General features: G+C 73.8%; 19 protein-coding genes. 12 read left to right on the forward strand and 7 right to left on the reverse strand.

The features are described 5' to 3' along the window. Positions 1 to 59 precede the first annotated feature (59 nt). A complete protein-coding gene (locus ACIBQ8_RS34825; protein WP_397194092.1) occupies positions 60 to 929 on the forward strand; it encodes an SDR family NAD(P)-dependent oxidoreductase in 870 nt (289 codons plus the stop codon). On the opposite strand, the gene ACIBQ8_RS34830 is transcribed toward ACIBQ8_RS34825, so the two are convergent. Continuing rightward, positions 922 to 3,891, reverse strand: coding sequence for a S8 family serine peptidase (locus ACIBQ8_RS34830; protein ID WP_397194093.1), 2,970 nt, complete (start codon positions 3,889 to 3,891; stop codon positions 922 to 924). The genes ACIBQ8_RS34825 and ACIBQ8_RS34830 overlap by 8 nt on opposite strands. A 153-nt stretch (positions 3,892 to 4,044) precedes the next feature. Here ACIBQ8_RS34830 and ACIBQ8_RS34835 point away from each other — a divergent pair, with 153 nt between their 5' ends. Then, positions 4,045 to 5,043 carry a hypothetical protein gene (locus ACIBQ8_RS34835; RefSeq protein ID WP_397178995.1) on the forward strand — a complete coding sequence of 333 codons (999 nt, stop codon included), beginning with the start codon at positions 4,045 to 4,047 and terminating at the stop codon, positions 5,041 to 5,043. 149 nt (positions 5,044 to 5,192) lie between these two features. Beyond that, positions 5,193 to 6,647 carry a serine/threonine-protein kinase gene (locus tag ACIBQ8_RS34840; protein ID WP_397178996.1) on the forward strand — a complete coding sequence of 485 codons (1,455 nt, stop codon included), beginning with the start codon at positions 5,193 to 5,195 and terminating at the stop codon, positions 6,645 to 6,647. Between the two features lie 56 nt (positions 6,648 to 6,703). Here the strand turns inward: ACIBQ8_RS34840 and ACIBQ8_RS34845 are convergent, their stop codons facing one another. Then, positions 6,704 to 7,207, reverse strand: a complete 504-nt coding sequence (locus ACIBQ8_RS34845) for a nucleotidyltransferase domain-containing protein (RefSeq protein WP_397194094.1) — start codon at positions 7,205 to 7,207, stop codon at positions 6,704 to 6,706. A gap of 55 nt (positions 7,208 to 7,262) precedes the next feature. On the opposite strand from ACIBQ8_RS34845, the gene ACIBQ8_RS34850 reads away from it, so the two are divergent. From ACIBQ8_RS34850 to ACIBQ8_RS34860, 3 genes are read left to right on the forward strand one after another with little or no spacing between them, the layout of a single operon-like run. Next, the gene (locus ACIBQ8_RS34850; RefSeq protein ID WP_397194095.1) at positions 7,263 to 8,672 is read left to right on the forward strand and encodes an aldehyde dehydrogenase family protein; all 1,410 of its coding nucleotides are present in this window, start codon (positions 7,263 to 7,265) and stop codon (positions 8,670 to 8,672) included. A 3-nt stretch (positions 8,673 to 8,675) separates the two neighbouring features. Continuing rightward, positions 8,676 to 9,119, forward strand: a complete 444-nt coding sequence (locus tag ACIBQ8_RS34855; protein WP_397178999.1) for a hypothetical protein — start codon at positions 8,676 to 8,678, stop codon at positions 9,117 to 9,119. 1 nt (position 9,120) lies between these two features. Beyond that, on the forward strand, positions 9,121 to 10,113 hold the full coding sequence (locus ACIBQ8_RS34860; protein ID WP_397194096.1) for a nitrilase-related carbon-nitrogen hydrolase: 993 nt from the start codon (positions 9,121 to 9,123) through the stop codon (positions 10,111 to 10,113). A 3-nt stretch (positions 10,114 to 10,116) separates the two neighbouring features. Here the strand turns inward: ACIBQ8_RS34860 and ACIBQ8_RS34865 are convergent, their stop codons facing one another. Genes ACIBQ8_RS34865 through ACIBQ8_RS34875 form a run of 3 tightly spaced genes read right to left on the reverse strand, consistent with a single transcriptional unit; the run spans position 10,117 to position 12,670 of the window. Beyond that, positions 10,117 to 10,923 (reverse strand): ABC transporter permease, encoded by an 807-nt coding sequence (locus ACIBQ8_RS34865; protein ID WP_397194097.1) that lies wholly within the window; start codon positions 10,921 to 10,923, stop codon positions 10,117 to 10,119. After that, a complete protein-coding gene (locus ACIBQ8_RS34870; protein WP_358297708.1) occupies positions 10,920 to 11,696 on the reverse strand; it encodes an ABC transporter permease in 777 nt (258 codons plus the stop codon). The genes ACIBQ8_RS34865 and ACIBQ8_RS34870 overlap by 4 nt, the downstream gene beginning before the upstream one ends. Further along, positions 11,693 to 12,670: an ABC transporter substrate-binding protein gene (locus tag ACIBQ8_RS34875; RefSeq protein ID WP_397179002.1), complete on the reverse strand. Its 978-nt coding sequence runs from the start codon at positions 12,668 to 12,670 to the stop codon at positions 11,693 to 11,695. Before ACIBQ8_RS34875 ends, ACIBQ8_RS34870 begins: the two co-directional genes overlap by 4 nt. A 277-nt stretch (positions 12,671 to 12,947) precedes the next feature. On the opposite strand from ACIBQ8_RS34875, the gene ACIBQ8_RS34880 reads away from it, so the two are divergent. Next, positions 12,948 to 14,363, forward strand: coding sequence for a sensor histidine kinase (locus tag ACIBQ8_RS34880; protein WP_397179003.1), 1,416 nt, complete (start codon positions 12,948 to 12,950; stop codon positions 14,361 to 14,363). Between the two features lie 82 nt (positions 14,364 to 14,445). Here the strand turns inward: ACIBQ8_RS34880 and ACIBQ8_RS34885 are convergent, their stop codons facing one another. Next, the gene (locus ACIBQ8_RS34885) at positions 14,446 to 15,267 is read right to left on the reverse strand and encodes a glycerophosphodiester phosphodiesterase family protein (RefSeq protein WP_397179004.1); all 822 of its coding nucleotides are present in this window, start codon (positions 15,265 to 15,267) and stop codon (positions 14,446 to 14,448) included. A 348-nt stretch (positions 15,268 to 15,615) separates the two neighbouring features. Between ACIBQ8_RS34885 and ACIBQ8_RS34890 the strand changes: the two genes are divergently transcribed. Further along, a complete protein-coding gene (locus ACIBQ8_RS34890) occupies positions 15,616 to 21,111 on the forward strand; it encodes a carboxyl transferase domain-containing protein (protein ID WP_397194098.1) in 5,496 nt (1,831 codons plus the stop codon). 48 nt (positions 21,112 to 21,159) lie between these two features. Here ACIBQ8_RS34890 and ACIBQ8_RS34895 read toward each other — a convergent pair whose 3' ends face one another. After that, positions 21,160 to 21,528, reverse strand: a complete 369-nt coding sequence (locus ACIBQ8_RS34895) for a hypothetical protein (protein ID WP_397194099.1) — start codon at positions 21,526 to 21,528, stop codon at positions 21,160 to 21,162. 116 nt (positions 21,529 to 21,644) lie between these two features. On the opposite strand from ACIBQ8_RS34895, the gene ACIBQ8_RS34900 reads away from it, so the two are divergent. The 4 genes from ACIBQ8_RS34900 to ACIBQ8_RS34915 all read left to right on the forward strand — a co-directional run bounded on the left by ACIBQ8_RS34900 (position 21,645) and on the right by ACIBQ8_RS34915 (position 25,719). Further along, positions 21,645 to 22,103, forward strand: a complete 459-nt coding sequence (locus tag ACIBQ8_RS34900; protein ID WP_397179007.1) for a hypothetical protein — start codon at positions 21,645 to 21,647, stop codon at positions 22,101 to 22,103. A gap of 135 nt (positions 22,104 to 22,238) precedes the next feature. Then, on the forward strand, positions 22,239 to 22,631 hold the full coding sequence (locus ACIBQ8_RS34905; RefSeq protein ID WP_397179008.1) for a hypothetical protein: 393 nt from the start codon (positions 22,239 to 22,241) through the stop codon (positions 22,629 to 22,631). Between the two features lie 85 nt (positions 22,632 to 22,716). Next, positions 22,717 to 23,322 (forward strand): DUF305 domain-containing protein, encoded by a 606-nt coding sequence (locus ACIBQ8_RS34910; protein ID WP_397194100.1) that lies wholly within the window; start codon positions 22,717 to 22,719, stop codon positions 23,320 to 23,322. Positions 23,323 to 23,757: 435 nt separating this feature from the next. Further along, a complete protein-coding gene (locus tag ACIBQ8_RS34915) occupies positions 23,758 to 25,719 on the forward strand; it encodes a glycosyl hydrolase family 8 (RefSeq protein WP_397194101.1) in 1,962 nt (653 codons plus the stop codon). The last annotated feature ends 122 nt before the right edge of the window (positions 25,720 to 25,841 follow it).

Genomic DNA, 25,841 nt, shown 5'->3' on the forward strand with positions numbered 1-25,841 from the left:
ACGTGACCGGTGCCGGGAGCGCGCACCGGCCCGCACAAGCACTTCCCTAAGGAGCGACAATGAGCACCACCCCGAAGGTCGCCCTGGTGACCGGCGCGACGCAGGGGCTCGGGCTGGCCCTCGTCGAAGGGCTGGCCCGCCGGATGACGCCGGAGGACACCGTCTACCTCACCGGGCGCGACGCCGCCCGCGTGGCCGCGGCCGCGGCGGCGATGCCGGCGACCGGCGCCCGCGTCCGCGGCGAGCTGCTCGACGTGGCCGACCCGCGGGCCGCCGCCGAGCTCGCCGCCCTGCTGCGCGAGCGGCACGGCGGCGTGGACGTCGTCGCCGGCAACGCCGTCATGCGCGTCGGACCGGACGACGACATGCGCGCCCTCATCGACGCCTACACCGAGGTCAACAACTTCGGCACCACCCGGCTCCTGCGCGCCTTCGCCCCGCTGCTCCGGGACGGCGGCCGGTTCCTGGTGGTCGGCAGCTCGCTGGGCACGCTGCACCACCTGGCCCCCGTCCTGCACGACCGGTTCGACGGGCTGACCAGCCTGGAGGAGGTGGACGCTCAGGTGGCGGCCTGGCGCGACGCGGTCAAGGACGGCAGCGCCCGCGCCCAGTCCTGGCCGGGGTTCGTCAACATCCCGTCCAAGGTCTGGCAGGTCGCCGCGGTGCGGGCGCTGGCCGGACGGCGGCGGGATGAGGACGCCCGCCGCGGCATCCTGCTGGCCGCCGTCTGCCCGGGGATGATCAACACGCCGACGTCGGGCCTGTGGTGGGACGTCAGCGGCGCGCCCTCGCCGGAGCAGGCCGCCGTCCCCCTGCTCGACCTGGCGCTCGGCCCGGTGGACCCCGGCCACTACGGGCAACTCGTCCGGTTCGGACGGGTCCTCCCATGGCGGCCGGAGCAGCGGGCGGAGCAGCGGGCGGCTAGTTGATCGTGACGATCGTCCCGGCGCCGTTGGGGTACTCGACGTAGCCCGTGTTGACCCGCTGCGTCGCGCCCGTCCAGGACACGGTCAGCGGGAACGGCGTGCCGGCGGTCACCTTCGGCCGGGCCGGCGTCACGGTGAGCGCGCCACGCGCGTGGCCCGCCTCGACGATGTCGGTCTGGGTGGTGAACGCCGTGGACGTCGTCCCCGGCAGGTCACCCAGGCTGAGCACGATCAGGGTGTACCTGCCGGGCCGCGGGCGGGACAGCACGGCGCGGTGGTCGCCGTCCGGGCTGGACAGCCACGCCTCGAACTCGCGCCCGCCGGCGTCCTCGCGGACGAGCAGGCCGCCCACCTGGGCCTGCGGGTTCACCGCCTTGATGCGGAACGCGGCGACCCTGGCGCCCTCGGGCACCGTGACCGGGATCTCACGGCCCCACACCTCGTCCTGGCCGACCGTGCCGGGCGTCTCGGCCCCCGAGACCGGCCCGTACGGGGTGACCTGGAACTTCTTCAGCGCCGGCGTCACCTCGAAGGAGAGCGACCCTGTCGCGCCCGCGCCGCGCACCTCGGCGGGCGCCCTGGCGCTCAGCGGCGTGACCACGATCGCGCTGCGCACGCCGATGCCCGCCCCGGTCCAGGTGAGCCGGCCGGTGGCGGTCTCGCCGGTGGCCTCGGGCAGCGTCTCCAGCGTGACGGTGAACTCCTTGGCCTGACCGGCCTCCTTGAACACCAGCGTGGACGGCTTGACCTTCGCCCTGACCCCGGGCACCTCGATCGCGGCGTGGTAGACGCCCGGCGTGAGCGCCGTCACCCGGCGGGTGATCGAGCGCGAGCCGAACAGCTCGCTCACCGCGATCGTCGGGTAGTTCAGGTCGGAGGCGGCCAGCGGCGCGACGCCGGTGCCGGTGGCCACGCCGAGACCCTCCAGGAACCCGTACCAGTCCTCGGGCCCGGCGTCGTAGACCAGGCCGGGGGTGAACATGCGGGACGGGTCCACGTGCCCGGCGCCCTGCGCGAAGACGTCCGGGGTCCTGGTGTCGTAGGCGGTGGTCATCATGGCCGACTTGATCGCCATCGGCGACATCTGGGGGTGGCGGCCGAGGTAGAGGGCGGCCAGGCCGGCGATGTGCGGGGTGGCCATCGAGGTGCCGGAGTAGAAGTCGAAGTCCTTGCCGTCGTTGCCGGGCGGCGCCACGGCGGCCAGGATCGCCGCGCCGGGGGCGGTGATGTCCGGCTTGAGCAGGTCGCCCTTGGCGGACAGGGCGGGGCCGCGCGAGGAGAAGCTGGTCACCTCAGGGTAGGCCACGCCGTCTGCGGGGGCCGGGAGCAGGGTGGCCGTCGCGCCCGGCGTGGCCGCGTACGCCGCGATCCGCCCGGCGTCGGGCGCGTCCACGTGCACGGTCGGCACGGCGTGCAGGTCGGCGTCGGTGGACTGCGGGGTCGGGTTGCCCAGCACCATGCCCACGCCGCCGGCCCGCCGGACCTCGGCCGACTTCTCCACGCGGGGTGTCGTCCCGCGCGCGCAGTAGACGATCTTCCCGGCCGCCTTGGCCGGGTCGAGCGAGCCGGCCGCGCACACCTCGGCGTCGGCGTCGGCCGCCTGGCCGGCCTTCACCGACACGGCGGTGACCAGCGGCCGGGGGCCGAGCGGCGCGACGACCGAGGTGCTGATGCCCCGGTAGGCGGCGCCGTCGCCGAGCCGGACCTCGCCCCGGCGGGGCGCGATCGTGCCGGCGGCGACGGTCGTCGTCCAGGGCGCGGTGTTGTCCAGCGTGGAGGCGCCGGGACCGGAGTTGCCGCCGGCGGTCGCGACGAAGACGCCGGCCTGGGCGGCGGCCAGGAACGCGAGCTGGATCGGGTCGTCGGCGGACGACTCCGACATCGTGCTGCCGATCGAGTAGTTGATCACGTCCACGCCGTCGGCCACCGCCTGGTCGATGGCCGCGATGAGGTCGGAGCTGAAGCCGCCCGTCGTGCCGCCGTCCTTGCCCTGCCACAGCGCCTTGTAGACGGCGATCGCCGCGCCCGGCGCGACCCCGGAGATCGCGCCGAAGTCGATGCCGTTCGCGGCGGCCGGGACGCCGTGGTTGCCCGCCGCGGTCCCGGCGGTGTGCGAGCCGTGGCCCTGGGCGTCGCGCGGCGAGACGAAGTCGCCGCGCTGCTCCGGCGGGGTCTGCCGCAGCCACTGCTCGCCGAAGTAGCGGGCGCTGATCAGCTTGCCGTTGCACAGGTCGGCGGTGTAGCGCTCGCCGGTCTGGCAGAGGCCGGTGAACGTGGAGCCGTCGGCCTTCCGCATGACGGTGGCCCCGTCCTTGAGGTAGGGGCGGTACGGGTCGGCGCCGGCGGGCGGCTCCGTGCCGAGGGCGGGGCCGGCGAAGGACGGGTTCTCCGGCCAGATGCCGGTGTCGACGACGCCGACGACGACGCCCTTGCCCGCCTTGCCCGTGCCGCCGAGGGCGGCCCACAGGCCGCGGTCGCCGGACAGGCGCAGGAAGTCGGCGGAGTTCCGGTCGTCCAGGGCCTTGTGCACGACGTCCGGGGTGACCGAGAGCACGCCGCGGGTGGCGTGCAGCCGCAGGGCCTGGGCGGGGGTGAGGTCGGCGGTGAAGCTGTTGGAGGCCACCACGTGGTGGCCGGTGGCCGACGCGCCGACGCTGCGGGCCACCTCGTCCTGCCGGGTGGTCAGGCGGTCGCGGTAGCGCCTGGCGTGGGGGCTGGTGGTGTCCACCTTCCTGCCCTTGCCGCCCTTGGTGGGCGCGATGCCGGTGACGCCGCCGTCGTAGGTGGCCAGGGGCGACTCGGCCAGCGTGACGATGTAGGGGGAGGGGGCGGCGGCTGCTGTGGAGGCCACTGTGGAAGCCGCTGTGGAGGCCGCTGCGGGCCCGGCCACGGCCGGGACGGCGGCGGTGACCGCCAGCGCGGCGGCCGATGCCAGTACGCGATGAACGCGGGTGTTGCGGGACATTGCTCCTCAAGGGGGGACGAGCCTGGTCACCCGTCCGGGGAGGATCACCGGAGGGCCGTCCTGGAGTCAAGCGTCCAGTGGAGATCGGTGTCGAGATATAGTGCTGACATTTTCGGCCATGTGACCAAAAACGACATTTTCGGAAGGTGCTTTGTGGCGGACGGCTCTGTGCTCGCCGCGGTGGGCCTGTCGGACTTCGACGAGCGGCTCTACCGGCTGCTGCTGCGCGGGCCCGGCCTGCGCACGGCCCAGGCCGCGGCCGCGCTGGAGACCGGCCCCGCCCGCGTGCGCGCCGGGCTGGCCCGCCTGGCCGACGCCGGGCTGCTGCGCCGCACCGGCCCCGGCCGCTACGAGGCCGTGCCGCCGGAGGCGGCGATCGAGTGGCTGGTGGACCGCCGGCGCCTGGAGACCGAGGCGCGGCTCGCGGCGGTCCGGACGGTCGTGTCGGACTTCGCCCAGCTCTACCACTCCGGCCGGATGGGCTCCGGGCCCGCCGGGGTGGTGGAGGTGCTGGCCGGCGAGGAGGCCGTCAAGCGGGTGATCACCGAGTTGCAGCGGACGGTCGGCGTGGAACTGCTCGGCTTCGACCGCCCCCCGTACGTGGGCCGCCCCGACGACTCGCACGACACCAACGAGTCGGAGCTGGAGGGCACCCGGCAACTGCTGGCGCGCGGCGTGGACATCCGGGTGGTCTACTGCGCCGAGTCCCTGGACCGGCCCGGCCGCCTGGAGACGCTGATCCGGCTGGCCGAGGAGGGCGAGCGGTCCAGGTTCGTCGCGCACCTGCCGTTCAAGCTGCGCATCGCCGACCGCAGGATCGGCCTGTTCCCCCTGGTGGACGGCGTCTACGACAACATCGCCCTGCTGCACCCGTCGCGGCTGCTGGACGCCCTGGTCGAGCTGTTCGACGTCTACTGGGAGCGCGGCCGGCCGCTGACCGGGCTGCCGCAGGCGGCGCAGGAACGCCCGGCGGAGGCGGACCTGCTCGTGCTGCGCCTGCTCAATGCCGGGCTCAAGGACGAGGCCATCGGCCGCCACCTCGGCGTCAGCCCCAGGACGGCCACCCGCAAGATCGCCGCCGTGGTGGAGAGCCTCGGCGTGACCAGCCGCTTCCAGGCGGGCGCGGAGGCGGCCGCCCGCGGCTGGCTCTGATTCCATACCGCCGTCCATATCGCCGCACTTCGGTCGATCTTCGCTTACTGTGCATCTCGGGGGGTGCGCTGCGGGAGAATGTTCCTCGCCGCGCGCCGGTGTTTGGCCAGCGGGGGAACAACGGGGGAACACGGAGGATGACGTCGAGGATGAGTGCTCAGACGCAGGAGCATCTCGGCCCTTACCGGGTGATCAGGAAGATCGGCGAGGGCGGCATGGGGGTCGCCCACCTCGGTCTCGACGGCGCGGGCCGCCAGGTCGCGATCAAGGTGCTGCATCCGCATGTCGCCGCCGACCTCAAGGCGCGCGACCGCCTGGTGCGCGAGGTGGAGACCATGCGCCGGGTGCGCAGCCGCCACGTCGCCGAGGTCGTCGACGCCGAGTTCGACGCCCACCGGCCCTACGTCGTGACGCGCTTCGCCGACGGGCGCACGCTGGAGCAGGCCGTCCTGACCGACGGCCCGCTGGAGCCCCACGCGGTCGTCAGGCTCGCGCGGGGACTGTGCCAGGCGCTGGTCGACATCCACGCGGCCGGCGTGATCCACCGCGACCTCAAACCGGCCAACGTCATGCTGGTCGGCGGCGAGCCGCTGGTCATCGACTTCGGCATCGCCCACCTGGTCGACGCGGCCCGGCTGACGCAGTCGGGCATGTTCGTCGGCACGCCCGGCTACCTCGCGCCGGAGATCATCCGGGCCTCGCAGGTCACCCCGGCGGCCGACGTGCACGCGCTGGCCTCGACGGTGTTCTTCGCCGCCACGGGGCTGCCGCCGTTCGGCACCGGGTCGTTCGAGGCCGTCTGCTTCAACACCATGGAGGGACGGGCGCGGCTCGACGAGGCGCCCGCGTGGCTGCGCGGCTGGCTGGCCGGCGCGCTGCGCGTCGACCCGGCGGCCCGGCCCGTCGCCCGGGAGCTGCTGCGGCAGGCCGGGGCGCTCGACCCCGGCGGCCGCCCGCTCGCGCCCGAACCGCCCGGCGCCAGCACGCTCACCATGGACGCCGTCTCCGCCCTGCTGCCGCCGGTCGAGTACGCGCCGCGCGGCCACCACGAGCAGCCGGCGCCGCCCGCGCCGACCGTCCACGCGGACCGGCAGTGGGAGCGCCCGCGGCCCGCCCCGGCGCCCGCCGCCCCCGCCGAGCCGTTCGACCTGCGGCGGTTCGTGACCAGCAGCGCGTTCGTCGGCGTGCTGGCGCTGGTGACGCTGTCGGCCACGACCGTCGTCACGCCGGTCGTCGGCGGCCTGCTGGCGGTGGCGCTCTCGCTGGCGCTGCGCGCCGCCGACCACTTCCTGTCCGAGGAACGGCCGACGCCGACCCGCGCCGCGCTGGTGGCCATGGGCAACCTGCTGCTGTCGCTGGCCTGCGGCCTGGGCGTGGCCGGGCTGCTGGAGGCGGCCGGATCGAGCACCAGCCACGCCGAGGCGCTGGCCGCCGGCGCGTTCACGCTGGGGCTGTTCGTGCTGCCCGGCGCGGGGCCCGCGCGGCGCAGGGCCGCGCGCGTGCTGGCCCGCCTCCTGCCCGGCCGCAGCGCGACCGTGGTGACGGTGGCCGTCATGGGGCCGATCGCGCTGCTGGCCACGATCGCGGCACTCCTCCAGGGCTGACCCCCCGGCTGACCGGCCCGGCTGACCGGCCCGGTTGGTCGACCCGGTTGGTCGGTTCAGCCGCCGGTGGCCCCGGGCAGGTCCCGCAGGAGGGCCAGGTCGTGCAGATCGCGCTCCCTCGGCTCGTAGCCCTGGTGGAAGGCGAGCTGCTGGGCCGCCGACAGGCACGGCACGCGCCGCCCGGCGACCGTGCCCGAGGTGAAGGCGGCCGCCGGGTAGCGAAGCGCGCCGCCCCGGTCGTCGAGGTCCTGCACGGCCGAGCCGTCCGCGGCGAAGCGGAGCGGATGCAGGTCGAGCTCGCGGCCGAGGTCGTCGGCCATGACGAAACGGGCCGGACGGCCGGGCGCCGCGCCGTCCCGCTCGGTGTAGCCGAGCGCCTCCAGCACCCGGATCACCCCCGGCTCCTGTTCGGCCCGGTGCAGCAGATCGAGGTCGTGGTGGTCGCGGGTGACCCGGCCGACGAGGGCGTCGACGCCCCAGCCGCCGGCGATCCACATCTGGCAGCCGGCCGCGCGCAGCGCCGCGCGCACCCGCAGCAGCTCCCCGGCATCGAAGATCATTCGGGGTAGCGTACGGCTGGACACCACGATGGTCAACGTGTTCAGAATGGGCGTCGTGACGCCTTCGACCGCGCACGTCGTCAGGGACCCGCTCACCGGGCGGGCCGAGCGGCCGCTCGCGCCCGTCGGCCCCGGCCGGCTGGCGGAGATCGCGGCCGGGCTGCGCGCGATGGCCCCCGCCTGGCGGCCCGCCGACCGGGCCGCCGACCGCGGCGAGGTGCTGGCCGCGTTCGGCCGGGCGGTGGCGGCCGACGACGAGCTGCTGGCCGCGCTGGTGGCCGACACGGGCCGGGAGGCCGAGTCCAGGCTGGAACGGCAGCTCACGGCCGGGCTCGCCGAACGCTGGGCGCGCCAGGCCCCCGCCCTGCTCGCGCCCCCGCCCGAACGGCCGGCCGCGCTGCCGGGGATCGCGGTGGGCGGCGACGCGGTGCCGTACGAGCTGGCCGGGGTGATCAGCCCCTGGAACTTCCCGCTGCTGCTCGCCCTGATCGACGCGGTGCCCGCGCTGGCGGCCGGCTGCGCGGTGCTGGTCAAGCCGAGCGAGGTGACGCCGCGCTTCATCGAGCCGCTGATGCGGCTGGTGCCCGCCGAGCTGCCGCTGCGGCTGGTCGAAGGGGCCGCCGAGACCGGCGAACAGCTCGTCGGCCTGGTGGACACCGTCGTGTTCACCGGCAGCGTGCCGACCGGCCGCCGGGTGGCCGAGGCCGCGGCGCGCGCGTTCGTCCCCGCCCACCTGGAGCTGGGCGGCAAGGATCCGGCGATCGTGCTGGCGGGCGCCGACCTGGAACGGGCGGCCGAGGCCGTCCTGTGGGGCGGCACGGCCAACGCCGGGCAGTCCTGCCAGTCCGTCGAACGCGTCTACGTCGAGCGCGGCGCGTACGACGCCTTCCTCGGCCTGCTCGCCGGCCGGGCCGCGCGGACCCGGCTGACCTGCGAGGGCGGCCCCATCGGGCCGATCATCGACCCCGCGCAGGCCGGCGTGATCGCGGCCCACCTGGCCGACGCCGCCGCCAAGGGCGCGCTGACCCACACGGGCGGCGCGATCGAGCGGCACGGCGGCGGGCTGTGGTGCCGTCCCACCGTGCTGTCGCGGGTGCGGCACGACATGCTGGTCATGACGGAGGAGACGTTCGGGCCGGTGCTGCCGGTCATGGCGGTGTCCGGGGCGGAGGAGGCGGTGGAGCTGGCCAACGACAGCGCGTACGGGCTGTCGGCCGCCGTGTTCGCCGCCACCGAGAAGGAGGCGCTGGCCGTCGCGGCCCGGCTGAACGCCGGCGCGGTCAGCGTCAACGACGCCGCGCTGACGGCGCTCGTCCACGAGGGCGAGAAGAACTCCTTCGGCCTGTCGGGGCTCGGCGGCTCGCGCATGGGCGCCGCCTCGATCGGCCGGTTCCTGCGCCGCAGGGCGTACCTGATCAACCGGTCCGGGGCCGCCGACCCGTGGTGGCACCCCAGGGAGGGATAGAGCATGGGACTGCGTGCCGAGATGCCGCTGCTGGCCCGCCACGAGGGCGAGTGGGCCGGCCAGTACGTGCACGTCGACAAGGACGGCGCCGTGATCGACCGCCACCACGTCGAGATGACCTGCGCGATCGTCGACGACACGGCCTACCACCAGACCAACCGCTACCGCTGGGACGACGGCCGCACCGAGGTGCACGAGTTCCCCGGCACGTACCTGGGCGGCGGCCGGTGCGCGTTCGACACCGACCGGCTGACCGGCCGGTTCTGGGAGCTCGACGACAGCACCATCTACCTGACCTGGCGCTTCAAGGCCGAGGGCGACGACCTGCGGCTGTTCGAGCTGATCGTGCTGAGCCCGGACGGCGACTCCCGCAGCCGCACCTGGCAGTGGATCAGGAACGGCGAGTGCGTCCGGCGCACGCTGATCGACGAGCGCAGGACCGCCTGACATGACCGCCTGCACCGCCCTGGCGCTCCAGATCGCGGCCAGGGCCGTCACCGACCGCGCCGACCTGGCCGCCGCCGTCGGGCGCGTGGCCGAGCGCGTCGGCGGCAGCAAGGCGTGGCTCGGCCCCGCCCTGCGGCTGGTGGTGCTGCCGGAGTACGTCCTGACCGGCTTCCCTGCCGGGCAGGGCCCGGCCGAGTGGCGCGAGAAGGCCGCCCTCGACGTAGAGGGGCCCGAGTACCGGGCGCTGGCCGCGATCGCCGCCGACAACGACGTGTTCCTGTGCGTCAACGCCTACGAGCGCGACGAGCACTTCCCCGGCCTGTACTTCCAGGCGTGCGTGATCCTCTCCCCGGCGGGGGAGGCGGTGCTGCGCTACCGGCGGCTGCACTCGCTGTTCACGCCCACGCCGTACGACGTGTGGGAGCGTTACCTCGACCGGTACGGCCTCGACGGCGTGCTGCCGGTCGCGCGCACCGAGATCGGCAACCTGGCCGCGCTCGCCTCCGAAGAGATCCTGGTGCCCGAGCTGGCCAGGGCGCTGGCGCTGCGCGGCGCGGAGGTGTTCTGCAACCCGACCTCCGAGGCGTACTCGCCCGCCCTGACCCCCAAGGCCGTCGCCCGCCGCGCCCGCGCGGTGGAGAACCTGGCCTTCGTCGTCTCGGCCAACACCGCCGGGCTGTCCGGCATCGCGATCCCGGGCGACTCGGTCAACGGCGGCTCGGAGATGATCGATTTCGAGGGCCGCGCGCTGGCCCAGGCCGGGCCGGGGGAGACGCTGGTCGCCGCCGCCGAGCTGGACCTGGCCGCGCTGCGCCGCGCCCGCCGCAGGCCCGGCATGGCGAACCTGCCCAGCCGGGTCAAGACCGGGCTGTGGGCCCTGGAGTACGCCGCCCACGACGTCGAACGGCCCGCCGACCTGGACGCCGCCCCGGACCGCGGCTTCCACGTCGCCCGGCAGCGCGAGGTCATCGACCGCCTGCACGGCCGGGGCTGAGCGTCAGGCGCGGGCGTAGCGGCGCAGCAGCCCCCGCTCGGCCGCCAGGAAGGTCGAGTTGAGCGCCACGCCGAGCACGCCGAGCAGCACGATGCCGGCCCACATGGCCGGGATGTCGAACTGGCTCTGCGCCTCCAGCAGCCGGTGGCCGATGCCCTCGCTGCTGCCGTACAGCTCGGAGATCACCATCATGATCAGCGCCAGCGACACGCTGAGCCGCAGCCCGGCCAGGATCTTCGGCGCGGCCGCGGGCAGGACGACGTGGAACAGGCGGGTGGCCGCCGACAGGCGGAAGACCCGGCCGGTGTCGAGGTAGCCGGGGTCGACGTGGCGGCCGCCGTCCATCGAGTTGATCAGTACGGGCCACACGACCCCGTACACGATCGAGGCGAGCTGCATCGGGGTGCCGATCTTGAACAGCAGCAGGAACACCGGCAGCAGCGCCGCGGGCGGCACCGAACGGCCGAGGTGCAGCAGCGGCTCGGCCAGCGCCGCCAGCCACTCCAGGCGGCCCAGGGCCAGGCCCAGCGCCACCCCCGCCAGCGCGGCCAGCGCCCACCCCGCCACCAGCCGCCCGAGGCTGGGCAGCAGGTCGGCGACCGCCTCGTCGGTGAGGAACAGCCGGCCAGGCGAGCCGGAGAACCACATCTCGCGCAGCCGCGCCAGGATCGTGCTGGGCGGCGGGAAGTAGACGGCCGCCGCCTGCCGGGCGGCCAGCTCCCACGACACCGCCACCACGGGCAGCAGCCAGTGGCGGCGCGCCCACCGCCGGACGGCCGCCACGGCCCCGCCCGGCCCCGGCCGGGTCACGCCGCGACCTGCGCGCGGGCGTGGTGCCAGCGGAACAGCCGCCGCTCGGCCGTGGTGACCAGCAGGTTGGCCGCCAGCCCGAGCAGGCCCGCCCACAGCGTGCCGGCCAGCACCCGGTCGACGTGGTTGGCGCTGCCGGCCTGGAGCAGGAACGTGCCGATGCCGTCGCCGCCCGCGATGAGCTCCACGCTCACGGCGACGATGAGGGTGACCCCGACGGAGATGCGCACGCCGGTGGCGACGAACGGCGCGGCGCTGGGCAGCGAGACCCGCAGCACGACCGCCAGCGGGCCGAAGCCGAAGCTGCGCAGCGTCTCCTTGGCCTGCGGGTCGACGTCGGACAGGCCGTACATGGTGTTGACGAGCAGCGGCCAGCAGCAGGTGTAGACGATCAGCGAGGTCTTGGCGTCGGCGCTGTCGGGGAACAGGAACATGGCCAGCGGGATCAGCGACACCGACGGGATCGGCCGCAGGAACTCCACCAGCGGCCGCGCCGAGCGCTCCACCACCGGCACCGTGCCGAGCAGCAGCCCGGCCGGCACCGCCACCGCGATGGCGATCAGCAGGCCCGCCGCGCACGCGCCGAGCGTGGCCAGCACCTGCGCGTGGAAGGCGCCGTCGGCGGCCAGCCCGGCCGCGGCGGCCAGGACGTCGGAGGCGTACGGCAGCACCCCGGGGTCGATGAGCCCCGCCCGGCCCGCGGCCTCGGTCAGGACCAGCGCCCCGGCGACCCCCGCCGTCCCGAGGACCAGCCGCCCGCCGCGCGTGATCATTCCAGGCCGGTCGCGATCTGCGTGCCGACGTCGGGCCTGCTCTTCAGGTAGCCGTAGCCGACGAGCAGGTCGGCCAGCTTCTGGAAGCCCTCCCGGGGCGGCTCCATCGAGAAGACGCCGAGCTTCATGGCCGCCGCGCTCGCCGCGTCGATCTGCGTGTACGTCGGGATGACCTCGTCGATCGCCCTGCGGTCGGCGGCGGCGACGCCCTGGGCCTTGGCCAGGGCGCGGTGGAAGGCGGCGGCGGTGCGGGGGTTGGCGGCCAGCCAGGACTCCGACACGCCCCAGCCGTCGATCGGGATGCCCGCGGTCGGGCCCGACATGGTGTCGATCACCTCGGTGCCGCCCGCCTTCTTGGCGGCGGTCAGGAACGGCTCGACCAGCCAGGCGGCGTCGACCTTGCCCGAGGCCAGCGCGCCGAGCTGCTCGTTGAACGGCATCGCCACGTACTTGACGGCGTCGGGGGCGAGCCCGGCCTGCTGGAGGTGGGCGTTGGTGACCGTCTGGCCCAGCGCCTTGAGCACGTTGACCGCGACCGTCCTGCCCTTGAGGTCGGCGGCGGATCTGACCGGCGACCCCTTGGGCACGACGACGCCTGCGGTTCCGGGGGCCGAATCCTGGCTGTGCTGGAACAGTTTGAGCCTGGCCGCGCCGGAATCGTTGATGGACAGCAGCGAGACGTAGGAGGTCAGGAACGCGTCCATGCTGCCGTTGAGTATTTTCGGCATGACCGCCTGAGGGGCCTGGATGATCTCGGTCTTGACCGTCAGGCCCTCGGCCTTGAAGAAACCGCGTCTCTCGGCGATGAACAGCGGCGCCGCCGACGGCACCGGCACCACGCCGACGAGGAGCTGTGTCTTCTCCAGCCCGCCGGAACTCGCCGAGCCGCTGGTGGGGGTGGGTGCCGTGCCGCCGCCGCAGGCCGCCAGGCCCGCGACGAGAGCCAGCGCGGCGGCGGCGTGTGCGATCTTCACGATGCTCTCCTGACTGCCCGCGCGAGAACCCCCGACCCGTTCGACGCCACCGGAAAGCCCCGCTGCCACGAATGGCGATCGTACAGCAGGAGTCGGGCCGTCGCCATGAAACAAACCCGGCATTTGTATTGGCAGCCCTGACGGTCGGTATATGTCACGGTAAATCAGCTCATCGTGTATATGCGTGGCCATTGTGGGATCAATTGCTGAACCGCGTATCGCCGCCGACGCGGCCATTGCCGCTCCTTGGGCGTGCCATGAGAGCCGGGTTGAGAGCATGTGGGCGGCAGGAGTCCCGGGCGAGACCGGGGAGGGGGTGGGGGCCCTGCGGCCGCTTCGGCTCTCGGTCCAGGCGCGTCTCATCCTGGCGACCGCCGTGTTGTCGCTCATCGTCTGCGCGGCGATCGGCGTCGCCCTCGACCTGCTGATCCGCGACAGGATGCGGCAGGACGTCTTCGCCGACACCCAGCGGGCCACCACCGAGTGGATCGGCTCGATGGGCACCACCTTCCCGCCCCCGGTCACCACGTCGTACGTCGACCTCCTCCAGCTCGTGGACGCCCGCGGCCAGGTGGTCGCCGCCAACCGCGCCGCACTGGGCAGGCCGCCCGTCAGCACGCTCTGGCCGCCCTCCGACGACCGCATCCGGCACGGCGTGGCCTGCCACGGGGGCGAGTGCCTGATGTTCACCGCCACCCGGCCCTCGCCGCAGGAGGAGCGGCTCCTGTGGCACGGCGCGTCCCACGTCGTCTACGCCGCCCGGGTGGAGCCGCCGCTGCTGTCCACCCACCGCCTGGAGCTGATCATCGTCGCCGGCGGCCTGGCCGTCAGCGCGTCGCTGACCTGGATCGCCGCGTTCCTGATCGGGCGTACGCTGCGGCCGGTCGAGGCGATGCGGGCCAGGATGGCCGAGATCACCGTCACCGACCTGAGCAAGCGGGTGCCCGAGCCGCCCGGCGGCGACGCGGTCGCCGAGCTCGCGCGCACCGCCAACAGGACGCTGGCCCGCCTGGAGGAGGCGGTCGAGCAGCAGCGCAACTTCTCCTCCATGGTCTCCCACGAGCTGCGCACGCCGCTGACCGGCCTGCGCGCCCGGCTGGAGGAGGCCCTGACCTACCCCGACGTGGACGCCCGCGCCGCCCTGCGCGACGCCCTGTCCACCGCCGACCGGTTCCAGGCGATCATCGAGGAGATGTTGCTGCTGGCCCGCGTCCGCACGGCCTCCCCGCACGACCGGGAGCCGGTGCGGCTCGGCGAGCTGGTCCGGGAGGAGGTCGCGAGCCGGCGGGCGGGGCTGCTGATCCGCGTGCACGTCGAGGAGGACCTCCAGGTGCTCGGCAACCGCGTCCAGCTCGGCGAGGTGCTGACGAACCTGCTGGTCAACGCCCAGCGGCACACCCGTACGGTGGTCGAGGTCCGGGTGGAGCGCCGCGACGGCCAGGCGGTGGTCTCGGTCCGCGACGACGGCGCGGGCGTCGCGCCCGACGACCGCGAGCGGGTGTTCGACCCCTTCGTCCGCCTGTCGGAGGGACGCCGTCGCGACCCCCAGGGCAGCGGGCTCGGCCTGGCCATCTCCCGCGCCATCGCCCGCGCCCACCAGGGCGACCTGGAGATCGAGGACACCCCGGACGGCCCCTGCTTCGCCCTGCGCCTCCCGCTGCCCGCCCCCGCCCCGGACGCCCAGCCGCGCTAGCGACGGGCTCCGGCCGCCGGGCGGGCCGGCCCAGGGCGAGGTCGTCACCATCGGCGACGACGCCCGCGTCCTCAGGACGCGGTCACTGGCACCTGCCCTTCAGCCACGCGCTGAACTCCGGCGTGTAGTCGGTGGCCACCCGCTTGGCCCCGCCGGCCAGCGCCGACTTCCAGGCGTTCTCGTTCAGGGTCCAGGAGGGCGGCGGCTCCTCCCACTTGGTCACCTCCGGCCAGATCGGGCCGCCGGTCAGCACCTGGCTCAGGCCCGCGGCGGTCACGCGGCTCCTGAGCTCGGCGGCGATCGCGCTGTCGTGGGAGTACAGGATGATCTCCTGCGACCGGTAGTTCTCCTTGACCGGCCCGAGCACCTCGTTCCACGCCTGCGCCTTGACGGTGGCGTTCGAGCTGAGCAGCGACTGGCGGGCCTCGGGCTTGATCTCGACCAGCCCGATCATGCCGGCCGACCTCATCGCGGCCAGCCACTCGCGGAAGGTGTAGACGGTCTCGCCCTTGAACAGGCCGCGCACGATGGTCCGGCCCTTGAGCGCGGTGTCGCCCGCCGCCCACCAGATCTCGGTGATGTTCTTCTTCGTGCCCGACAGGCCCCAGGTCGAGGTGTTGTGCCACATGACGGCCTTGGTGCCGTCCTTGGTGAGCTGGAGGTCGGCCTCGACGCCGGAGGCGCCCCAGCCCTTGTAGCGCTTCACCGCGGTGGGGTTGTTGGGCTGGCGCACCTGGTCCCGCTCCCAGGCGTTGGCGCCGGTCGGGTAGCCGCCGTGCCCGAAGATCAGGGGGCAGGCGGGCAGCGCTGCGGTCAGGGCTGCGGCGGGCAGGGCTGCGGCGGGTGAGGTGAGCGAGGAGGCCAGCGTCAGGGCGGCGAGGGAGGCGGCGAGGGGGACGGCCAAGGCACGCACCTTTCGATCTTGTAGTTGCCCGCACTCTGCCACATTCACGGACGTTCCGTCCTGGGGCAGCGGCTCGGCGGGCGAGGGCTGCGCAGGCGCGACCCGGGTCGCCGGTACAGTCGTCGGTACCGTGACGGCTTGTGGCAGGCTGCCACGGGAACCGGCGCTCGAACCCTGTGGCGGGGTCTGTTTTTGTGGGATCCGCACAAAGCAGGAGCCCAGGCGTGCACTATGCGGACATTGGTACACGCGGCGGTGATCGAGCACGGTAGAGACAGTGACAGGCGAGGCTCCGGGACACCCCCCGGACTTCGCCTACTTGTACGGGGTACGTGGGAGGCTCAACCGGTGTTCAATCGTGTCGCCATCGTCAACCGCGGAGAGGCCGCGATGCGGCTCATCCACGCCGTCCGGGATCTTTCGGCGGAGACCGGCAAGCGGATCGAGACGATCGCGCTCTACACCGACGCCGACCGCGACGCGACCTTCGTCCGCGAGGCGGACGTCGCCTACCCGCTGGGGCCCGCCTCGGCGCGCCCGTACCTCGACCACGCCGTGCTGGAGCGGGCGCTGATCGAGACCGGGGCCGACGCCGCGTGGGTCGGCTGGGGGTTCGTCGCCGAAGACCCGGCCTTCGCCGAGCTGTGCGAGAAGATCGGCGTCACCTTCGTCGGGCCGAGCGCGGAGGCGATGCGCCGGCTCGGTGACAAGATCGGCGCCAAGCTCATCGCCGAGGAGGTCGGCGTCCCGGTCGCGCCGTGGAGCCGCGGCGAGGTGGCCACGCTCGCCGACGCCCTGCGCGCCGGCGACGAGATCGGCTACCCGCTGATGCTCAAGGCGACCGCCGGCGGCGGCGGGCGCGGCATCCGCATGGTCGCCTCGGCCGACGAGCTGGCCGACGCCTACGAGCGCACCAGCCAGGAGGCCGAGCGCGCGTTCGGCTCGGGCGTGGTCTTCCTGGAGCGCCTGGTCACCGGCGCCCGCCACGTCGAGGTGCAGGTCATCGCCGACGGCCAGGGCACCGCGTGGGCGCTGGGCGTGCGCGACTGCTCGGTGCAGCGGCGCAACCAGAAGATCATCGAGGAGTCCGCCTCCCCGGTCCTGACCGGCGACCAGGCCGACGAGCTGAAGGCGTCGGCCGCGCGGCTCGCCGTGGCCGTCGGCTACCGCGGCGCCTGCACCGTCGAGTTCCTCTACCACCCGGGCGACAAGATGTTCGCCTTCCTGGAGGTCAACACCCGGCTCCAGGTCGAGCACCCGATCACCGAGCTGACCACCGGCACCGACCTGGTCCGGCTGCAGCTGCACGTCGCCGCCGGCGGCCGCCTCGACGGCCCCCGCCCGGCCGAGAGCGGCCACGCCGTGGAGGCCCGGCTCAACGCCGAGGACCCCGACCGCGACTTCGCCCCCGCGCCGGGCCGCATCGCCCGCCTGGTGCTGCCCGCCGGGCCCGGCATCCGCGTCGACACCGGCGTCAGCGAGGGCGACACCATCCCCGCCGACTTCGACTCGATGATCGCCAAGATCATCGCCTACGGCCGCGACCGCGAGCAGGCCCTGGCCCGCCTGCGCCGCGCGATGGCCGCCACCACCGTGATCATCGAGGGCGGCGCCACCAACAAGAGCTTCGTGCTCGACCTGCTCGACCAGCCCGAGGTCGTCGACGCCGTCGCCGACACCGGCTGGATCGACCGGGTGCGCGCCGAGGGCCGCCTGGTCAGCCACCGCCACTCCGCGGTCGCCCTGGCCGCCGCCGCGATCGAGGCGTACCAGGACGAGGAGGAGGTCAGCCGCAACCGGCTGCTGGCCACGGCCCACGGCGGACGCCCGCAGGTGCAGCACGAGACCGGCCGCCCGCTGACACTCAAGCTCCGCGGCGCCGGCTACCGGCTCACGGTGGCCAGGGCCGGGCAGCGGCGCTTCCGCGTCGGCATCTCCGACGGCGACCTCTCCCACCCGCTCGACGTCGAGATCGACCGCTTCGACGAGCACAGCGGCCGCATCACCGTCAACGGCCGCCGCTTCCGCCTGATGTCGGCCACCCACGGCCCGATCCACCTGGTCGAGGTCGACGGCGTCACCCACCGCATCAGCCGCGACGAGGGCGGCGTCGTCCGCTCGCCCGCGCCCGCGCTGGTGGTGGCGACGCCCCTGTCGGCCGGCGACGAGGTCGAGGCGGGCGCGCCGATCCTGGTGCTGGAGAGCATGAAGATGGAGACGGTGCTGCGCGCGCCGTTCCGCGCCCGCGTCCGCGAGTGCGGCGTCTCGGTCGGCAGCCAGGTCGAGGCCGGCGCGCCGCTGATGCGCCTGGAGCCCCTTGCCGGCGCCGAGGCCGAGCAGTCCGCCGCCGCGACCGGCGCCCCCGCGATCGACCTGCCCGCCGCCCCGCCGCGGGCCTCGGCCGCCGAACGGGCCGAGCGCGGCGTCCAGGACCTGCGCGAGCTGCTGCTCGGCTTCGACGCCGACCGCCACGAGCGCACCCGCATGGTGTCGGGCTACCTGGCCGCGCGGGCCGAGCTCGACGACCGCGTGATCGAGGGCGAGCTCGACCTGCTCACCGTCTTCGCCGACCTGTCCGAGCTGAGCCGCAACAAGCCGGGCGGCGAGCTCGACGTCGAGCCGGGCAGCCCGGTGCACAGCCCGCGCGAGTACTTCCACAGCTACCTGCAGAGCCTCGACGTCGAGCGCGCCGGCCTGCCCGAGGCGTTCCAGGCCAAGCTGCGCCGCATGCTCAGGCACTACGGCGTCGAGGAGCTCGACCGCACCCCCGAGCTGGAGGCCGCGGTCTTCCGGATCTTCCTGGCCCAGCAGCGGATGACCGCCGGCGTCGCCGTCGTGTCGGAGCTGCTGCGCACCTGGCTGGCCGGCGCGCCGCCGCGCGAGTCGCTCGGCGAGCGGGCCGGGCTCGCCCTGGAGCACCTGGTCGAGGCCACGCAGGTGCGCTTCCCCGTGGTCGCCGACCTGGCCCGCGGCGTCGTGTTCCGCTGGTTCGCCCAGCCGCTGCTGCGCCGCAACCGCGCCAAGGTCTACGCCGCCGTCCGCGACGAGCTGCGTCACCTCGACCGCGACCCCGACGCGCCCGACCGCGCCGAGCGCATCCAGGCCATGGTGGCCAGCTCCGAGCCGCTCGTCCGGCTGCTCGGCCAGCGCATCGGCCGGCCGGAACGCGACCTCGCGCCGCTGCTGGAGGTCCTGACCCGCCGCTACTACGGCAACCGCGGGCTGTCGCAGGTCGCCACCCGCGACAGCGCCGGCTGCCGGTTCGTCACCGCCGAGCACAGCGGCCCGCGCGGCGTGACCCGCCTGGTCACCACCGCCGTCGACATCGCCGCCCTGCCCGCCGCCGTCGACGCCGTCGGCGCGCTGGCCGAGGGCGTGGGCGGGCGCGGGCTCGTCGCCGACCTCTACCTCACCTGGGACGACCAGCCCGACGCCGAGGAGATGGCCGTACGGCTCGGGCAGGTCCTGGCCGAGCGCCCGCAGATCGCGGGCGTACGGCGGATCACCACCACCGTCTTGGGCACCAGCGGCGCGGTCATGCACCACCACTTCACCTTCCGCCCCGACGGCGCCGGCTTCGCCGAGGACCGCCTGATCCGCGGCCTGCACCCGCAGATCGCCCAGCGCCTGCAACTGCACCGGCTCCAGGAGTTCGACCTCACCCGGCTGCCCTCGGTCGACGAGGAGCTCTACCTGTTCAAGGCCGTCGCCAAGAGCAACCCGGCCGACGAGCGGCTCATCGCCATGGGCCAGGTCCGCGACCTGACGCCGCTGCGCGAGGCCGACGGCCGCCTGGTCGCGCTGCCCGCCGTCGAGGACGCACTCAACGCCGGCCTCGACGCGATCCGCAACATCCAGGCCCAGCGCCCCCAGAACAAGCGCTTCGACACCAACCGCATCATGATGTACGTCTGGCCCTCCACCGAGCTGACCACCGACGAGCTCAACATGCTGGTCCAGCGCATCCTGCCGACCACCGCGGGCGCCGGGCTGGAGGAGGTCCAGTTCGTGGCCCGCCAGCGCACCCCCTCGGGCGAGCTGAGCGAGGTCGCCGTGCGCATCACGCTCGGCCCCGGCCACGGCGCCAGCCTGCACGTCGGCAAGCCGTCCGACGAGCCGGTCCAGCCGCTCGACGACTACCGCCAGAAGGTGCTGCGCGCCGCCCGGCGCGGCAACGCCTACCCCTACGAGCTGACCGGCCTGCTCGCCGGCCCGCAGGGCCGCTTCGTCGAGCACGACCTCGACGCCGACGGCGTGCTCGTCCCGGTCGAGCGGCCCAAGGGCAACAACTCGGCGGCGATCGTGGCCGGCGTGGTCACCACGCCGACCGCCCGCCACCCCGAAGGCGTCACCCGGGTGGTGCTGCTCGGCGACCCGACCAAGGCGCTGGGCGCGCTGTCGGAGCCGGAGTGCTCGCGGGTGATCGCCGCGCTCGACCTGGCCGAGCGCATGCGCGTGCCCCTGGAATGGTTCGCGCTGTCGGCCGGCGCCCGGATCTCGATGACCTCGGGCACCGAGAACATGGACTGGGTGGCGGCGGCGCTCAAGCGCATCGTCACCTTCACCCAGGCCGGCGGCGAGATCAACATCGTGGTCGCGGGGATCACCGTGGGGGCGCAGCCGTACTGGAACGCCGAGGCGACGATGCTCATGCACACCAAGGGCATCCTGGTGATGACCCCCGACTCGGCGATGGTGCTCACCGGCAAGCAGTCCCTCGACTTCTCCGGCGGCGTGTCGGCCGAGGACAACTTCGGCATCGGCGGCTACGACCGCGTCATGGGGCCCAACGGCCAGGCCCAGTACTGGGCGCCCGACCTGCCGGCCGCCCGCGACGTGCTGATGGCCCACTACGACCACACCTACGTCGTGCCCGGCGAGAGCGGCCCCCGGCGGGCGCCCACCGCCGACCCGGCCGACCGGGACGTCCGCGACTACCCGCACGCCGTGGCGGGCAGCGACTTCACCACCGTCGGCCAGATCTTCTCCGCCGAGCACAACCCCGACCGCAAGAAGCCCTTCGACATCCGCACCGTGATGCGCGCCCTGTCCGACCAGGACCACCCGGTGCTGGAACGCTGGGCGGGCATGGCCGACGCCGACACCTCGGCCGTCCAGGACGTGCACATCGGCGGCCGGCCGGTCTGCCTGATCGGCATCGAGTCACGGCCGGTGCCGCGGCGCGGCTTCCCGCCCGCCGACGGGCCCGACTCGTACACGGCCGGCACGCTGTTCCCGCGCTCGTCGAAGAAGACCGCGCGGGCGATCAACGCGGCCTCCGGCAACCGGCCGCTGGTGGTGCTGGCGAACCTGTCCGGCTTCGACGGCTCGCCCGAGTCGATGCGCAAGCTCCAGCTCGAGTACGGCGCGGAGATCGGCCGGGCGATCGTCAACTTCGACGGGCCGATCGTGTTCTGCGTCATCTCCCGCTACCACGGCGGCGCGTTCGTGGTGTTCTCCAAGGCGCTCAACCCGAACATGACGGTGCTGGCGCTGGAGGGCTCGTTCGCCTCGGTGCTCGGCGGCGCCCCGGCCGCGGCGGTGGTGTTCTCCGGCGAGGTGAACAACCGCACCGCGACCGACCCGCGCGTGAGCGAGCTCCAGCGGCAGGTCGCGGCGGCCAGCGGCGCCGAGCGGGCCGCGCTCAACGCCCGCCTGGCCGAGGTCCAGCCGGCCGTACGGGCGGAGAAGCTGGGCGAGGTGGCCGCGGAGTTCGACCGGGTGCACAACATCCAGCGCGCGGTCGAGGTGGGCTCGGTCGACGCGATCATCAGCGCCGCCGAGCTGCGTCCGCGGATCATCGAGGCGATCGAACGCGGCATCGCCCGCCTGCACCAGGGCTGACCCCGCCCGCCCCCCGGACCGCCGGTCCGGGGGGCGGGCGCCTGGGCCTCAGTCGCGCGGCTCGACGAACAGGAACACCGGCATGGTGATCGTGAGCAGCGCGCCGGGGGCCGGCGCCTGGGCGGTCACCACCCATGCGCCCGTCTCCGGGCCGCCGTCGGGGTTGATCCGCCGCACCCGCGCGGTGACCCCCAGCGCGGCGAGCCGCCCGTTCGCCGCGTCCAGCTCCACGCCCGACAGCGCGGGCATGGAGCCGAGGTAGGCGGGGGAGGGGGCGGCCGTCGCCGGGAGCGGCGTGCGAAGGGGCGGTGCGGCGCGGTCGCCGGCGCCCTCCAGCAGCAGCGCGGTGAACGTCCCGCTCAACGCGAGCCCCATCACGACGAACGTGGCGATCAGGCGTGCCTCCGGCCGGTTCACGCCTCCTTTGTACGCCATCGGGATCACGTCGTCGGCCTGCGCGGCGTGGCGTCCTTCGTCGCTGGGGCGAACTGGCCAGAATGGGAAGCATCTGGTCACTCAGTGTGAGGGGAACGATGCGGTCGATCACATGGGCGGCAGCGGTCGCCGTCACGGTCGCGGTCGCGGGACCCGCCGCCCTCGCCGCGGCGGACACCGGGCCGGACGGGGACACGACCTGGCAGAAGCTCACCTCCTTCCGGGTCTCGCCGGCGGCGCCGCACCAGAACGACGCCCTCCGGCTGCTCATCCACTGCCCTTCCCAGGCCAACCACGCCGTCGTCGGGTCCACGGCGTTCCCGATCAAGGGGTCGTGGCGGATCTTCCGCGAGGTGGGGGTCGGGCTGGGCGGGATGGGGTTCGGCAAGAAGGGCGTCGTCATCTCCCGGTACGCGCCCCCGGGGGAGCACGTGGTGCGCCTGAAATGCGTCAAGGTGACGGCCGACTGGCTGACCGGCCTCAGGAAGGTCAAGGTCATCAGCCGGTCCGAGGTCCCGCTCGTGGTACGCCCGTTCCGCCTCGGCCAGTTCTTCTGACGCGCTGCCGCCGCCCGGATCGTTCCTGGTCCGAGCAGAGAGCCGGTGCATACCCGTACCGGGTCCAGGTTGCCCGGGTTGGGCGCCTCCCGTATCCTGCACGTTCGTAAGAGCCGGAGCGACGGGGGAGGGCCGGTGGGGATCCTGCGGCGGGGCGCGCGCGCGTTCCTGCTCGTCGTCCTCGCCCTCGGCGTGTGCGGGATGCACACGCTCGGCCATGTGAACGCCCGGCACGACATGGCGAACGCCCGGCCCGTTCTGGCGGTCGCCCACGAGCTGCCCGCCGCACCTCTCGCCGCCCTGGCGGGGCTCGCCCCCGGCCACGAGATGCCGGGGCTCGATCCGGCCGGGGTGTGCCTGGCCGTCCTGACCTCGCTGCTCGTCGTGGTGCTGCTGGCCCTGTGGGTCGGGGTGCGGCGGCGGGCCGTCGGCGGCGCCGGTCCCGGCCCGGCCTTCCGGCCCGTCGCCCGGCCGCCGCCGCGACCGACGTCCCTGCGGCTGGCTCGTCTCTCGATCCTGCGCATATAGGCCGGTCATCCGCGCGGACGCCCTCGACGGCGATCCGCGCGCATCGGCCTACCCGCAGTTCCAGCGAACGAGAGAGCACATCAGCATGTCCACCAACCGTAAGATCGGCCTGGCCGCCGCCGCGGGCGCGCTCGTCCTGCTCACCGCGTGCGGCGCGAACGACGCCGCCTCCACGGCGGCGCCCGGGGCCACGACCGCCAGCGCCACCGTCACCGCCAGTGCGCCGCCGTCGCAGCCGTCGTTCAACGACGCGGACGTCATGTTCGTCCAGATGATGATCCCGCACCACCAGCAGGCGGTCGAGATGGCCGGCCTGGCTCCGGAGCGGGCGAAGGACCCCGAGATCAAGAAGCTCGCGGCCGACATCAAGGCCGCCCAGGACCCGGAGATCCAGACCATGAAGGGCTGGCTGGCCGAGTGGGGCAAGCCCGTCCCGGCCGGGGGCATGGGGCATGACATGCCCGGGATCATGTCCGCCGAGGACATGAAGAAGCTCGACGGGGCCAAGGGGGCCGCCTTCGACCGGCTCTTCGCCGAGCAGATGATCGCCCATCACGAGGGTGCGATCGAGATGGCCCGTACCGAGCAGGCGAGCGGGGTGAACCCCCAGGCCAAGGAGCTGGCCAAGGCCATCGAGAGCACGCAGCGGGCCGAGGTGGCCCAGCTCCGCAAGCTCCTCGACCGCCTCTGACCCCACCCGCCGCCCGGACGCATCCGCCGTCCGGGCGGCGCCGGGCGCGTCCCGCCCGGCCACTGTCACCGCGAACCGTGCCCGCCCCTTGTTCGGCCGGGGGCGGAGGTGTTCGTGGACGCGGCGGGGGGATACCCGGAGGCGGAGCACCGCCGAACGGCCACATCGGGGTCGCCGCCCGTCCGGGGGTTCCGTGTGCGCGGTCGCGGCTCATGAAAGACGGGCCCGTCCAGGGGTGGGGTTTGTCTGGGTTTTTGGTGGTGTGTGCGTGTCGGGGAGGTGAACGGCCGGGTTGGTTTGGGGGGAAGGGTTGCGGATGGGGGTGTTCTTGTTTACCGTCCGCTGTGAGGGTTAGGAAAGTTTCCTAACGCCCGTCACCGATCACGGTCCACCTGCGGATGGCCCCATGGCACCCCCTATCCGAAGGATCAACGCATGATCAGACTTCCTGAGCGACGCCCCCGGCGGTCGTCGCTGCTCGTCACGGCCCTGGTCGCGGCCCTGATGACGGCCGCGCCCCTGGCGCCGCCGGCCACCGCCGCGGCCGGTTCCAGCGCCGACACGCTCCTGTCGGGCGGCAAGCCGGTCACCTCGTCCTCGGTCGAGGGCAGCGGCTTCGAGGCGGCCAAGGCGGTGGACGGCAACGCCTCCACCCGCTGGGCCAGCGTCGAGGGCCACGACCCCGAATGGATCAGGGTCGACCTCGGCGACACGTACAACGTCTCCCGGGTGAAGCTGACCTGGGAGGCGGCCTACGGCAAGTCGTACAAGATCCAGACCTCTCCGGACGGCGCCACCTGGACCGACGTCTACTCCACCACCTCCGGCAACGGCGCGACCGACGACCTGACGGTCAGCGGCAGCGGCCGGTACGTGCGCATGTACGGCACCGCCCGCGGCACGGCGTACGGCTACTCGCTCTATGAGCTGGAGGTCTACGGCAGCGGCGGCGGCGGAACCGACACCACCCCGCCCTCCGTCCCGGGCAACCTGCACGCGACCGGCACCACCTCCACCAGCGTCTCCCTGGCCTGGGACGCCGCCACCGACGACGTGGGCGTCACCGGCTACCTCCTCTACCGGGGCTCGACCCTGGTGGCCACCGTGGCGGGCACCACGTACACCGACACCGGCCTGAGCCCCGCCACCGCCTACAGCTACACGGTCAAGGCGCGCGACGCGGCGGGCAACCAGTCGGCGGCCGGCGGCGCCGTCACGGCGACCACCCAGCCCGGTGGCGGGAGCGGCCCCGCGGTGCCCTTCGGCAGCCACACCATCCCGTACGCGGCGGGCATGCTGCGTCCCTCCGGCGACCAGGCCACGCTGGACGCGCGGGTGGTCGACTACTACAAGAAGTGGAAGGCCGCCTTCGTCCGGCAGAACTGCGGGAACGGCTGGTACGAGGTCATCTCCCCGGACGCCGACCACCCGTACGTGGCCGAGGCCCAGGGCTACGGCATGGTGGTCGTGGCGACCATGGCCGGGGCCGACCCCGACGCCAAGAAGATCTTCGACGGCATGGTCAAGTGGATGCTCGCCCACCCGTCGTCGATCAACCCCGACCTGCTGGCCGCCGAGCAGGACACCGCCTGCAAGAGCGTCGACGGCAGCGACGGCGCCACCGACGGCGACATGGACGTCGCCTACGGCCTGCTCCTGGCCCACCGGCAGTGGGGCAGCGCGGGCACGTACAACTACCTCGACCTGGCGATCAAGCACATCAACGCCATCAAGAAGGACGAGATCAACCCGTCCACGAACCTGCTCAAGCTGGGCGACTGGAGCAGCTCGGGCGACCAGTACTACTACATCACCCGCACCTCCGACTGGATGGTCGACCACTTCAGGGCCTTCAGGAAGGCGACCGGCAACAGCGCCTGGGACACGATCAGGACCGCCCACCAGAACCTGATCACCACCCTGCAGAACAACTACGCCTCCGCCACCGGCCTGCTGCCGGACTTCGTGGTCAACACCAACACCACCGCCAAGCCGGCCCCCGGCCAGGTGCTGGAGGACCCGAACGACGGCCAGTACTGGTGGAACGCCTGCCGCACCCCGTGGCGCATCGCCGACGACGCCGTGACCAGCGGCGACGCCAAGTCGCTCGCCTCGGCCAGGAAGCTCAACTCCTGGATCAAGAGCAAGACCGGCGGCGACCCCGGCAAGATCGCCATCGGCTACAAGCTGAACGGCACGCAGATCTCCAGCGGCAGCGAGGCCGCCTTCTTCGCCCCGTTCGCGGTGGCGGCGATGACGGACTCCGGCAGCCAGGCCTGGCTCGACGCGCTCTGGAACAAGATGGTCGGCACCCCGATCGACGCCAGCAGCTACTACTCGGCCAGCATCCAGCTCCAGGTCATGATCACGGTGACCGGCAACCACTGGGTGCCCTGACCGGCGGCGGAACCCGAGCCGTGGGGGGGGGGGGCCCCCCCGCCCGGGGCCGCCCCCCCCCCCCACCCCCCAACCTACAGACAGCCACACACCACACGACGCGCCGCGCCCAAAAGACCCAC

The sequence above is a fragment of the Nonomuraea sp. NPDC049646 genome, from assembly GCF_044465525.1.
GTDB lineage: Bacteria > Actinomycetota > Actinomycetes > Streptosporangiales > Streptosporangiaceae > Nonomuraea.